The organism is Streptomyces sp. NPDC018263, assembly GCF_055562575.1.
In genome coordinates this window covers 182772-194644 of record NZ_JBVHFA010000001.1, presented here as the reverse complement: position 1 = coordinate 194644, position 11873 = coordinate 182772, and the positions used below count along the sequence as shown (strand labels likewise).

Sequence of the window (11873 nt, the reverse complement as noted above, 5' to 3'; positions counted from 1 at the left end):
AGGTCAGAATGTGCGGGTGCAGCTCGATCAGATCTTCAGTCCCTCCGTCCAGCACACGCTCGATGTCATCGGCATCTTCGTGTTCGCCATCTCCGGCGCCCTGCTGGCCGTCCGCAAGAACTTCGACGTCTTCGGGATGGCCGTACTCGCCGAGGTGACCGCGCTGGGCGGGGGGCTCTTCCGTGACCTGATCATCGGGGCCGTGCCCCCGGCCGCCTTCACCGACCTCGGGTTCTTCGTCACCCCCCTGCTCGCCACCGTCGTGGTCTTCTTCCTCCACCCGCACGTGGAACGCATCCAGGCGGCGGTGCTCGTCTTCGACGCGGCCGGACTCGGCCTGTTCTGCGTCACCGGCACCACCAAGGCGTACAGCCACGGACTCGGTCTGACCGCCTCCGCCACCCTGGGCCTGGCCACCGCCGTCGGCGGCGGTGTGCTGCGTGACGTGCTCGCCAACGAGGTGCCCTCGCTGCTGCGCTGGGACCGCGACCTGTACGCGGTGCCCGCGATCGTCGGCGCCACGACGGTGGTGCTGTGCATCCGCTTCGACGCGCTGACCTCCGTCACCAGCGGGCTCGCGGCGACGGCCGCGTTCGTCCTGCGGCTGCTCGCCATGAAGTTCCACTGGCGGGCGCCGCGCGCCTGGAACCGGCGCTCCACCGTCATGGAGGAGTGAGATCTGGAGGAGCGAGATCCGCTGTTCACGTCGTCGCAATGCAAAAAGCTACCGCTTAGTAATTGGCTGTTGTACCGTTCACCCATGCCAGAAGCAGCCTCCGCCCCCGCCACTCGAGCCGTGATCGGCGACAGCGAGTTCGACCGCGACACCGAGGTCGTCCGGCGCGCGCCCGGCGTCTACGACATCGACCTCTCGGCCGGCTGGACCATCATCAGCGCCGTCAACGGCGGCTATCTGCTGGCCGTGCTCGGCCGGGCCCTCGCGGACACCCTCCCGCATCCGGACCCGTTCACCGTCTCCGCGCACTACCTGACGGCCTCCCAGCCCGGCCCCGCGGTCATCCGCACCGAGACCGTGCGCACCGGCCGCACCCTCTCCACCGGCCAGGCGTCGCTCTTCCAGTACGACGCCGACGGCAACGAGGTGGAGCGCATCCGCGTCCTCGCCTCGTACGGCGACCTCGCGGCGCTCCCCGACGACGTGCGGACGACGGCCGTGCCGCCCGCCATCCCGCCGCTGGAGCGCTGCCTCGGCCCCGCCGACGGTCCGGCGCCGGTGGACGGCAGTTCGGCCATCACCGAGCGGCTGATGCTCAAGCTGGACCCGGCCACGGTCGGCTGGGCGGTCGGCGCGCCCTCCGGCAAGGGGGAGATGCGGGCCTGGTTCGGGCTGGCCGACGGCCGGGACGCGGACCCCTTCTCGCTGCTGCTCGCGGTGGACGCGCTGCCGCCGACCGCGTTCGAGATCGGGCTCACCGGCTGGGTGCCGACCGTCGAACTGACCGTGCACGTACGGCACCGGCCCGCGCCGGGTCCGCTGCGGGTGTCCATCATCACCCGCAATCTGGCCGGCGGCTTCCTGGAGGAGGACGCCGAGGTCTGGGACAGCGAGGACCGGCTGGTCGCCCAGTCCCGCCAGCTCGCCCGCGTCCGCCTGGGCTGAACCGGCCTGCTTCTACGGCCCGGAGGGCGTCTTCGGGTCCATCCAGTGCCTGCTGCCCAGTGTGATCAGGCGCAGTTGCCGGACGGCCAGCCGGGTCACCCGCTCCCACTCGCCCTGCGGGGCCTCCAGCGCCTCCAGGAAGAGCTGGGCCGTGATGAGCATCTGGTCGACGTAGAGATGCGCGAGCATCGTCAGGTCGTCGTCCCCCCAGCCCTCCGACTCGCGGTCCAGGGCCAGTTCGGCCTTCACCTCCTCGGTGAAGCGCGCGAGCTGGTCCCGGATCGCCTCACGCACCGGCTGCACCCCGCCGTGCCGTTCGCGGGCGATGAAGCGGACGTGCGCCGGGAAGGCCCGTACGTGCTGGTCGATCAACTCGACCGCGCGGCCGATGCGTTCCTCCGAGTCGTTGGCCGCCGACACCGTCGGGCCCACCATCGGGTGCAGGCTGCCCAGCGCCTCGTCGACCAGGGCCACCCCGAGATCCGCGGTGGAGCGGAAGTGGCGGTAGAACGCGGTCGGCGCCACCCCCACGGCACGAGTCACCTCGCGCAGCCCCAGGCTGCTCAGGCTCTGCTCCTCCAGCAGCACCAGGGCCGCGTCCAGGAACGCCTGACGGGTCTTCTGCTTCTGTGCCTGCCGGATGCCGAGGGTGTGACTCATGTCATCCAGTTAACAACTGTTCTCTGGAATTGGAAAGCCGCGCGGAGGGTTAGACTCAGTGTCAGTGAACAAGTGTTACTACAACTGTTCACCGAGACGACCCTGAGGGGGGTTCGAAACCATGCTGTTCCTCGTTGCCGCACTCATGCTGCTCGGTGTCGCGCTCGGCACCGTGGCGCACGTACCGGTGGGTGTCAGCGTCGCCGTCGCCGCCTTCATCAGTGTCTGGCTCGTCGTCTTCGCCGTCCGTGAGCGCCACGGCCGGCGTCGCACCCCCAGCCACTGACCCGCCCGTCCGCACCGACCATCAGGAGCTGAGCACCATGCATCTCACCGCACCTGCCACCGGTCAGGTCGAGGCGAAGCCGCGCCCGCGCGACGCCGACGGCATGGCCGTCGCGTCCTTCATCCTCGGCCTGCTCGGACTGCTCGTCCTCAACCTCTTCCTGGGCCCCGTCGCCATCGTCCTCGCGGGTGTCTCGCTGTGGCGCGGCACGAACCGCCGGGGCCGCGCCTGCCTCGGCCTGGCGCTCGGTGTGGCCGACCTCGTGGTCCTGTTCGCCACCATGCAGTTCACCGACACGGTGTCCTGGAGCCTGTGACCCACCGGCGCGGGGCCGGAAGCGGCTCCGCGCGGCCCGTAGAATCGGCGTCACCATGGCTTACCTCGACCACGCGGCCACCACGCCGATGCTTCCCGAGGCCGCGCGGGAGCTGACCGACCGGCTCGGCGTCACCGGCAACGCGTCCTCCCTGCACGCCTCCGGCCGCCGGGCCCGCCGCACCGTCGAGGAGTCCCGCGAAACCCTCGCCGAGGCCCTCGGCGCCCGCCCCAGCGAGGTGGTCCTCACCTCCGGCGGCACCGAGGCCGACAACCTCGCCGTCAAGGGTCTGTACTGGTCCCGCCGCGCCGCCGACCCGAACCGGGTCCGGGTGCTGGCCAGCCCCGTCGAGCATCACGCGGTGCTGGACGCCGTGCACTGGCTGGGCGAGCACGAGGGCGCCACCGTCGAGTACCTCCCCGTCGACGCGCACGGCCGCGTCCACCCCGAGGCGCTGCGCGAGGCCATCGCCCGGAACCCCGACGACGTCGCGCTGGCCACCGTGATGTGGGCCAACAACGAGATCGGCACCCTGATGCCGGTCCGCGAACTGGCTGACGTGGCTGCCGAGTTCGGGGTTCCGCTGCACGCCGACGCGGTGCAGGCGTTCGGTCAGGTGCCGGTCGACTTCGCCGCCTCCGGGCTCGCCGCGATGACCGTCTCCGGCCACAAGATCGGCGGCCCCTACGGCATCGGCGCCCTGCTGCTCGGCCGCGAGTACACCCCCGTACCCGTGCTGCACGGCGGCGGCCAGGAGCGCCATGTCCGCTCCGGCACGCTGGACGTGCCCGCCATCGCCTCCTTCGCGGTCGCCGGACGCCTCGCCGCCGAACGGCAGGAGTGGTTCGCCCGCGAGATCGGCGCCCTGCGCGACCGCCTGGTGGAGGCCGTACACGCCGCCGTCCCCGACGCCCTGCTCGGCGGCGACCCGGCACCCGGCGGCCGGCTGCCCGCCAACGCGCACTTCACCTTCCCCGGCTGCGAGGGCGACTCCCTGCTCCTGCTGCTGGACGCCCAGGGCATCGAGTGCTCCACCGGCTCCGCCTGCACCGCGGGCGTCGCCCAGCCCAGCCACGTCCTGCTCGCCACCGGCACCGACCCCGACCTGGCGCGCGGCACCCTGCGCTTCTCGCTGGGCCACACCTCGACCCAGGACGACGTGGACGCCGTCGCCAAGTCCATCGGCCCCGCCGTGGAACGAGCCCGCGCGGCCGGACTCGTCTAGGCCGAGGTCCTGCCGAGCGCGGTACGCGCCCTCCGCGCGAGCCGTATGTAGCGGTCCCAGTCCCAGTGCGGGCCGGGGTCCGTGTGGTCCGTGCCCGGCACCTCGACGTGCCCGATGACGTGCTCGCGGTCCACCGGCATGCCGTACCGCGCGCATATGGCGGCCGTCAGCCGGGCGGAGGAGGCGTACATCGCGTCGGTGAAGGACTTCGGGTCGTCCACGAAGCCGACGTGCTCGATGCCGACACTGCGCTCGTTGAAGGACCGGTTGCCCGCGTGGAAGGCCACGTCCAGCTCCCGGATGAGCTGGGTCACCCGGCCGTCCGCCCGCACGATGTAGTGCGCCGCCGCCTGATGCGCCGGGTCCTGGAACACCTTCACCGCCGACGCGTACCCGCCCTGGGTGACATGGACGACCACCCGGTCCACCGGATAGTCGTCCGGGCGGTCCGCGTGCCGGTAGTTGGCGGGCGAGGCCGCCACCCAGCGGGCGCCCGCGAAGTCCACCGCGCCCGGCACCCGCTTCCGCTCCACCCCCGGCAGCCGCCAGTACAGCCGCGCCAGCTCGTCGTGGGCCAGCACCGCCGCCCCCGCGGCGGTCACCGCACCCCCGATCAGCAGCGCGCGCCGGCCCGGTCTGCGATCCCCGTCGTCCATCTCCACCCCGTACGCCCCGATTCCGCCGAACCCCTCCTGATCACCAACGCACACCCGGCGTTCCCGGTTCCCGCCGCCCCGTACCCTGGAAGGGCTATGACTGAGACCTCGCCGCGCCCCCTCCGCGTCCTCGCCGCCATGTCCGGTGGCGTGGACTCCGCCGTCGCCGCCGCGCGTGCCGCGGAAGCCGGTCACGACGTGACCGGTGTCCACCTCGCGCTCTCCGCCAACCCGCAATCGTTCCGGACCGGCGCGCGGGGCTGCTGCACCATCGAGGACTCCCGCGACGCCCGCCGCGCCGCCGACGTCATCGGCATCCCGTTCTACGTCTGGGACCTCGCCGACCGCTTCCGCGAGGACGTGGTCGAGGACTTCGTCGCCGAGTACGAGGCCGGCCGCACCCCCAACCCCTGCCTGCGCTGCAACGAGAAGATCAAGTTCGCCGCGCTGCTGGACAAGGCGCTCGCGCTCGGCTTCGACGCGGTCTGCACCGGCCACTACGCCAAGGTGCTGGTGGACGAGGACGGCAACCGCGAGCTGCACCGCGCCTCCGACATGGCCAAGGACCAGTCCTACGTCCTCGGCGTGCTGGACGACCGCCAGCTCGCGCACGCCCTGTTCCCGCTCGGGGACACCGTCACCACCAAGGACGAGATCCGCGCCGAGGCGGAGCGGCGCGGCCTGGCCGTCGCCAAGAAGCCCGACTCGCACGACATCTGCTTCATCGCCGACGGCGACACCCAGGGCTTCCTCGCCGACCGGCTCGGCAAGGCCGAGGGCGACATCGTGGACGAGGACGGCAACCGCCTCGGCACCCACGAGGGCGCCTACGGCTACACCATCGGCCAGCGCAAGGGCCTGCGCCTGGGCACCCCCGCCCCCGACGGCAAGCCGCGCTACGTCCTGGACATCTCCCCGGTCACCAACACCGTCACCGTCGGCCCGGCCGCCGCCCTGGACGTCACCGCCCTCACCGCGATCAAGCCCCGCTGGTGCGGCACCGCCCCCGAGGGCCCCGGCACCTACACCGCCCAGCTCCGCGCCCACGGCGGCGAGACCGAGGTCGACGCCGAGCTGGTGGACGGCGAACTGCGCGTCACCTTCACCGAGCCCGTCCGGGGTGTCGCCCCCGGCCAGGCGATCGTGCTGTACGACGGCACGCGCGTGGTCGGCTCGGCGACCATCGCCACGACCAGGCGGGCCACGGCCGCCGCGATCTGATCCCCGGCCCGGCTCAGCCCGTCACGAAGTCGGCCAGCGGCGGCGCGAGGAACGCCGGCTCGACCGCGTGCGTCTGCCCCTCCAGCACCGCGTACGCGCCGTCCGGCACCGCCTCCGCGACCGCCCGGGCGCCCGCCCGCAGCCACCGCGGGCTCAGGCCGCCCGCCACCGACAGCACCGGCACGGGGACGCGGGCCAGCAGCTCCGCCGGGAGCAGCCCGTCGCCCATCAGGGCCGCGTCGTGGGCGAGGCTCGGCGCGAGCTGCTCCAGGCCCGGCCACAGGGGGGACTGCCGGGCCCGCTGGATCATCTCCTCGCCCAGGCCGGTCAGCCGCAGGAACAGCTCCGCCGCCCCGCCCCGGTCGCCCGCCGCCAGCGCCACGTCCAGGGCCGCCGCGTACGCGATCTGCCGCTCCGGGCCCTCGGGCAGGAAGTCGTTGAACGGCACCTCGTAGACCGCCGCCCGGGCCACCGGCAGGCCGCTCGCCGCCGCGAGCAGCACCAGCGCGCCGCCCGAGGACAGCCCGAAGAGCGCCGCCTCGCCGCCCACGGCCGCGACGAGGGCGGCCAGGTCCTCCACCTCGCGCTCGACCGCGTAGGGCGCCGTGTCGCCGCTCGCGCCCCGGCCGCGCCGGTCGTAGACGACGGCCCGGCAGCGGTCCGCGAGCGCCGCCGCCAGCGGCGCGAGCGTGAGCCCGGTGGACATCGCGCCGCTGACCAGGATCACCGTGGGCCCCTCACCGGTCACGCGGTACGCGAGAGGGGTCCCGTCGACGGAAGTCGTCTTCTTGTCCATGCCCGTGGAGACTGCCGTACGGGTGCCGAAGTCACCGGTCACGACACGGCGCGCCCTGCGCTCAGGCCACTTCGGGGCTGTAGAAGCAGTAGTGGTCCTTGATCCGCGCCACCTCCGGTTTCGGGTCCGGATACGCCCACACCAGGTCGGGCGCGTCCGGCAGCGACCAGTAGGACGCCGTGCCCTTGAAGGGGCAGTCGGTGTGGGTGTCCGACGGGGTCAGCAGATCGAGCCGGACGTCCTCGGCGGGGAGGTAGTACCGGGGCGGACAGCCCGTCTCGCGCAGCACGAGGGGGCGGTCGGTCTCCGCGAGCACCTGGCCGTCGTGCACGACGCGCACGCGCTGCTCGCCCTCTTCGATGGTGATCGTGTGTCCATGTGCCATAACCGGACAGCGCGCACCGGGCCGCCGATGTTCCCGCGTACCGTGGGCTCCATGAACATCTGCGTCTTCCTGTCCGCCGCCGACCTCGACGAGCGCTACACGCGCCCCGCGCGGGAGTTCGGGGAACTGATCGGCAAGGGCGGCCACACGCTCGTCTGGGGCGGCTCGGACTCCGGCCTGATGAAGGTGGTCGCCGACGGTGTGCAGGAGGCCGGGGGCAGGCTCGTGGGCGTCTCCGTGGAGTTCCTGTCGGCGGTCGCGCGGCCCGGCGCCGACGAGATGGTGGTCGCCGCCGACCTCGCCGAGCGCAAGCGGCTGCTGCTTCAGAAGGCCGACGCCGTGGTCATCATGGTCGGCGGCACCGGAACCCTGGACGAGGCCACCGAGATCCTGGAGCTGAAGAAGCACGGCCGCACCGCCAAGCCCGTGGTGCTGCTCAACACCGCCGGCTTCTACGACGGCCTGGAGCAGCAGTTCCGCCGCATGGAGGCCGAGGGCTTCCTGCCGCGCCCGCTGTCGGAGCTGATGTTCTTCGCCGCGGAGCCGGCCGCCGCCCTGGCCCACCTGGAGGAGTCCCTCGCCGCGGGCTGATGCGACCATGGCGGGCATGGCTACTCATGTGATCACCGGCGCCGGTTCCGGCATCGGCGCCGCCGTCGCCCGCCGACTGCACGCGCGCGGGGACGACCTCGTGCTGCACGCGCGCGACGCGGGCCGCGCCAAGGAGCTGGCGGCCGAGTTCCCCGGCGCCACGACCCTGGTGGGCGACCTCGCCGACCCGGACAAGCTGTCCTGGGCCTTCTCCCACCAGTCGCTGCCGGACCGCGTGGACTCGCTGCTGCACATCGCCGGGGTCGTCGACCTCGGCGACGTCGGGGACCTCACCCCCAAGTCCTGGCGCCACCAGCTCAACGTCAACCTGATCGCGCCCGCCGAGCTGACCCGGCACTTCCTGCCCCAGCTCCGCACCGCCCGCGGCCAGGTCCTCTTCGTCAACTCCGGCGCCGGACTCAACGCCCACGCCGGCTGGTCCGCGTACGCCGCCTCCAAGCACGGGCTGAAGGCGCTGGCGGACTCGCTGCGCCAGGAGGAGCACGGCAACGGCGTCCGCGTCAGCTCCGTCTACCCCGGCCGCACCGCCAGCCCCATGCAGGCCAAGGTGCACCAGCAGGAGGGCAAGGAGTACGACCCCGCGCGGTTCATCGACCCCGAGTCGGTCGCGGACACCGTCCTGCTCGCCCTGGACCTGCCCAGGGACGCCGAGATCAACGACCTGACCGTGCGCCCCGGCCGCTGACGCGCCCGCCCGCCGTACGGCATACCCTGCCGGGGTGAGTGAGAACACCCAGGTCACCTTCCCCGCGGCCACCGGCGTCGGTTCGATGCCCGGCGGGGACGCGCGCGAGGCCGCCAAGACCGTCACCGGCAGCCTGGAGGACTTCCCGTACCTCGCGGAGCTGCCCGCGCGCGGCCCCGGCGCCGACATGATCGGCCGCACCGCCGGCATGCTCGTCGAGCTGTACGCGCGCGTGGAGCCCAGCGGCTGGCGGCTGTCCGACCGGCCCGGCCGCGACACCCGGCGCGCGCACGCGTGGCTGCGCCAGGACCTCGACGCCCTGGAGGAGTTCACCCAGGGCTACGAGGGCGACGTCAAGGTGCAGGCGGTCGGCCCGTGGACGCTCGCCGCCGCGCTGGAACTGCGCAACGGCGAGGCGGTGCTGTCCGATCCCGGCGCCTGCCGCGACCTCACCGCCTCGCTCGCCGAGGGCCTGCGCCTGCACCTGGCCGACGTCCGCCGCCGTATCCCCGGCGCCCGCGTGGTGCTCCAGCTCGACGAGCCCTCCCTCACCGCCGTGCTGCGCGGCCAGATCCGCACCGCCAGCGGCTACCGGACCCACCGGGCCGTGGACCGGCAGGTCGTGGAGTCGGGGCTGCGCGAGGTGCTCGGCGCGAGCGGCGAGGGCCCCACCGTCGTGCACTCGTGCGCCCCCGACGTGCCGTTCGCGCTGCTGCGCCGCGCGGGCACCGACGCCGTCTCCTTCGACTTCGACCTCCTCACCGAGCGTGACGACGACGCGATCGGGGAAGCGGTCGAGGGCGGCACCCGGCTGTTCGCCGGTGTCGTGCCGGGGACGGACGGGGCATTGTCAGACCCTGCCGGTAGCGTCATGGGTGTCAGGACGCTGTGGCGCAGGCTGGGGCTGCGGCCGGGGCTGCTCGCGGAGGCAGTCACGGTCACGCCCACGTGCGGTCTCGCGGGTGCTTCCCCCGCCTATGCCCGCCAGGCGCTCGCCCACTGCGTCCGGGCGGCGAGATCCCTCGCGGACAACCCTGAGTAACGGGAGGACACTACGGTGGCCGGCGACAAGCAAGCGGCGACGACGGCGGTGCCCGCCGAGGCGCGCGAGAGGCACGGGCGGCTCGCGGAGCAGGTCGAGGAGCACCGCTTCCGGTACTACGTGAAGGACGCTCCCGTCATCAGCGACGCGGAGTTCGACCAGCTCCTGAAGTCCCTGGAGGCCCTGGAGGAGGAGTTCCCGGAGCTGCGCACCCCGGACTCGCCCACCCAGAAGGTCGCCGGGTCCTACGAGACCGAGTTCACCGCGGTCGCGCACCGCGAGCGGATGCTGTCCCTGGACAACACCTTCAACGACGAGGAACTCGCCGCCTGGGCCGACCGCATCGCCCGTGAACTCGGCGACCAGACCTACCACTTCCTGTGCGAGCTGAAGGTCGACGGACTCGCCGTCAACCTCACCTACGAGCACGGCCGCCTCACCCGCGCCGCCACCCGCGGCGACGGCCGCACCGGTGAGGACATCACGCCCAACGTCCGCACCATCACCGACATCCCCGACCGCCTCCGGGGCGACAACGTGCCCGACCTCGTGGAGATCCGCGGCGAGGTCTACTTCCCGATGGACAAGTTCCTCGAACTGAACGAGCGTCTGGTCGCCGCCGGGGAGAAGCCCTTCGCCAACCCCCGTAACGCGGCGGCCGGTTCGCTCCGCCAGAAGGACCCCCGCGTCACCGCGAGCCGCCCGCTGCACATGGTCGTCCACGGCATCGGCGCCCACGAGGGCTTCAGCGGCCTGACCCGGCTGTCCGAGGCGTACGAGCTGCTGAAGACCTGGGGCCTGCCCACCTCCCCGCACAACCGCGTGGTCGACGGCCTCGACGGGGTACGGGAGTTCATCGCGTACTACGGCGAGCACCGGCACTCCGTGGACCACGAGATCGACGGCGTCGTCGTCAAGCTCGACGAGATCCGCCTCCAGGGCCGGCTCGGCTCCACCGCGCGCGCCCCGCGCTGGGCCATCGCGTACAAGTACGCGCCGGAGGAGGTCAACACCAAGCTGATCGACATCAAGGTCGGCGTCGGCCGCACCGGCCGCGTCACCCCCTACGCCCAGGTCGAGCCGGTCACGGTGGCGGGCAGCGAGGTCGAGTTCGCCACCCTGCACAACCAGGAGGTCGTCAAGGCCAAGGGCGTGCTCATCGGGGACACCGTGGTGCTGCGCAAGGCCGGTGACGTCATCCCGGAGATCCTCGGGCCCGTCGCCGACCTCCGGGACGGCAGCGAGCGGGAGTTCGTGATGCCGGGCGAGTGCCCCGAGTGCGGCACCCCGCTGCGGCCCATGAAGGAGGGCGACATCGACCTCCGCTGCCCCAACGGCCGTACCTGTCCGGCCCAGTTGCGCGAGCGGGTCGCCTACCTCGCGGGCCGCGAGTGCCTGGACATCGAGCACTTCGGCGGGGTCGCCGCCGCCGCGCTCACCCGGCCGCTGGAGCCCGCCGACCCGCCGCTGGTGGACGAGGGCGACCTGTTCGATCTCACGGTGGAGAAGCTGCTGCCCATCAAGGCCCATGTGCTGGACCCCGACAGCGGGCTGCCCAAGCGCGACCCGAAGACCGGCGAGGAGAAGGTCGTCACCGTCTTCGCCAACCAGAAGGGCGAGCCGAAGAAGAACACCCTCTCCCTGCTGGAGCACATCGAGGCCGCCAAGCAGCGTCCGCTGGCCCGGTTCATCAACGGCCTGTCCATCCGGCACGTCGGCCCCGTCGCCGCACAGGCGCTGGCCCGCGAGTTCCGGTCCGTCGACCGCATCGAGGCGGCCACCGAGGAGGAACTGGCCGCCACCGACGGGGTGGGCCCGATCATCGCGGCCGCGCTCAAGGAGTGGTTCGCCGAGGACTGGCACCGCGAGATCGTGCGCAAGTGGAAGGCGGCCGGGGTCCCGCTGGAGGAGGCGGCCGGGGACGAGGACGAGGGGCCGCGCCCGCTGGAGGGGATGACCGTCGTCGTCACCGGCACGCTGGAGAACTTCACCCGTGACGGCGCCAAGGACGCGCTGCAGAGCCGGGGCGCGAAGGTGACCGGTTCCGTCTCCAAGAAGACCTCGTTCGTGGTCGTCGGCGACAACCCCGGCTCCAAGTACGACAAGGCGATGCAGCTCAAGGTGCCGGTGCTGGACGAGGACGGATTCACCGTCCTGCTGGAGCGCGGACCCGAGGCGGCGGCGGAAGTCGCGCTTCCGACCGGGGAGTAGCGGTTGAAGGCCACCCGTACGGCGCATATCAGATGCATACGGGTGGCCCGTACGCATTCGGGCGACCGTCCACGACCGCTGCCCGAGGAAGCCCTCCGCGGCCTACTGTTGAGGGGTGCGCCCGCCGTGCCCAGCCGCGGCCGGTGCATCCCCGTGC

The 11873-nt window shown here is 72.6% G+C and carries 14 protein-coding genes; 10 read left to right on the top strand and 4 right to left on the bottom strand.

What is annotated here, in order from left to right; translation table 11 throughout:
* Positions 1-16 precede the first annotated feature (16 nt).
* Positions 17-676: a trimeric intracellular cation channel family protein gene (locus tag ACZ3HQ_RS00910; RefSeq protein ID WP_467506850.1), complete on the top strand. Its 660-nt coding sequence runs from the start codon at positions 17-19 to the stop codon at positions 674-676.
* An 84-nt stretch (positions 677-760) separates the two neighbouring features.
* Complete coding sequence (locus ACZ3HQ_RS00905; RefSeq protein WP_467506849.1) at positions 761-1621, top strand: thioesterase family protein; 861 nt, start codon at positions 761-763, stop codon at positions 1619-1621.
* A gap of 12 nt (positions 1622-1633) precedes the next feature.
* Here the strand turns inward: ACZ3HQ_RS00905 and ACZ3HQ_RS00900 are convergent, their stop codons facing one another.
* Positions 1634-2281, bottom strand: a complete 648-nt coding sequence (locus ACZ3HQ_RS00900) for a TetR family transcriptional regulator (RefSeq protein ID WP_467506848.1) — start codon at positions 2279-2281, stop codon at positions 1634-1636.
* A 121-nt stretch (positions 2282-2402) separates the two neighbouring features.
* Between ACZ3HQ_RS00900 and ACZ3HQ_RS00895 the strand changes: the two genes are divergently transcribed.
* Genes ACZ3HQ_RS00895 through ACZ3HQ_RS00885 form a run of 3 tightly spaced genes read left to right on the top strand, consistent with a single transcriptional unit; the run spans position 2403 to position 4108 of the window.
* Positions 2403-2567: a hypothetical protein gene (locus ACZ3HQ_RS00895; RefSeq protein ID WP_467506847.1), complete on the top strand. Its 165-nt coding sequence runs from the start codon at positions 2403-2405 to the stop codon at positions 2565-2567.
* 37 nt (positions 2568-2604) lie between these two features.
* The gene (locus tag ACZ3HQ_RS00890) at positions 2605-2883 is read left to right on the top strand and encodes a DUF4190 domain-containing protein (protein ID WP_467506845.1); all 279 of its coding nucleotides are present in this window, start codon (positions 2605-2607) and stop codon (positions 2881-2883) included.
* A 55-nt stretch (positions 2884-2938) separates the two neighbouring features.
* A complete protein-coding gene (locus ACZ3HQ_RS00885; protein WP_467506843.1) occupies positions 2939-4108 on the top strand; it encodes a cysteine desulfurase family protein in 1170 nt (389 codons plus the stop codon).
* Here ACZ3HQ_RS00885 and ACZ3HQ_RS00880 read toward each other — a convergent pair.
* Positions 4105-4764, bottom strand: coding sequence for an N-acetylmuramoyl-L-alanine amidase (locus ACZ3HQ_RS00880; protein ID WP_467506842.1), 660 nt, complete (start codon positions 4762-4764; stop codon positions 4105-4107). The genes ACZ3HQ_RS00885 and ACZ3HQ_RS00880 overlap by 4 nt on opposite strands.
* Positions 4765-4860: 96 nt before the next feature.
* Here ACZ3HQ_RS00880 and mnmA point away from each other — a divergent pair, with 96 nt between their 5' ends.
* The gene (gene mnmA, locus ACZ3HQ_RS00875) at positions 4861-5985 is read left to right on the top strand and encodes a tRNA 2-thiouridine(34) synthase MnmA (protein ID WP_467506840.1); all 1125 of its coding nucleotides are present in this window, start codon (positions 4861-4863) and stop codon (positions 5983-5985) included.
* A 13-nt stretch (positions 5986-5998) separates the two neighbouring features.
* Here the strand turns inward: mnmA and ACZ3HQ_RS00870 are convergent, their stop codons facing one another.
* Positions 5999-6781, bottom strand: a complete 783-nt coding sequence (locus ACZ3HQ_RS00870; RefSeq protein WP_467507948.1) for an alpha/beta fold hydrolase — start codon at positions 6779-6781, stop codon at positions 5999-6001.
* Between the two features lie 61 nt (positions 6782-6842).
* Positions 6843-7166: a DUF427 domain-containing protein gene (locus ACZ3HQ_RS00865; RefSeq protein WP_467506839.1), complete on the bottom strand. Its 324-nt coding sequence runs from the start codon at positions 7164-7166 to the stop codon at positions 6843-6845.
* Positions 7167-7217: 51 nt separating this feature from the next.
* Between ACZ3HQ_RS00865 and ACZ3HQ_RS00860 the strand changes: the two genes are divergently transcribed.
* Genes ACZ3HQ_RS00860 through ligA form a run of 4 tightly spaced genes read left to right on the top strand, consistent with a single transcriptional unit; the run spans position 7218 to position 11716 of the window.
* Entirely contained in the window at positions 7218-7757 is a 540-nt protein-coding gene (locus ACZ3HQ_RS00860; RefSeq protein ID WP_467506838.1) for an LOG family protein, read from the top strand.
* Positions 7758-7773: 16 nt separating this feature from the next.
* Positions 7774-8463 carry an SDR family oxidoreductase gene (locus tag ACZ3HQ_RS00855; RefSeq protein WP_202459809.1) on the top strand — a complete coding sequence of 230 codons (690 nt, stop codon included), beginning with the start codon at positions 7774-7776 and terminating at the stop codon, positions 8461-8463.
* Positions 8464-8497: 34 nt separating this feature from the next.
* Positions 8498-9505, top strand: a complete 1008-nt coding sequence (locus tag ACZ3HQ_RS00850; RefSeq protein ID WP_467506837.1) for a methionine synthase — start codon at positions 8498-8500, stop codon at positions 9503-9505.
* A gap of 15 nt (positions 9506-9520) precedes the next feature.
* Positions 9521-11716 carry an NAD-dependent DNA ligase LigA gene (gene ligA, locus ACZ3HQ_RS00845; protein ID WP_467506835.1) on the top strand — a complete coding sequence of 732 codons (2196 nt, stop codon included), beginning with the start codon at positions 9521-9523 and terminating at the stop codon, positions 11714-11716.
* Positions 11717-11873: the final 157 nt, after the last annotated feature.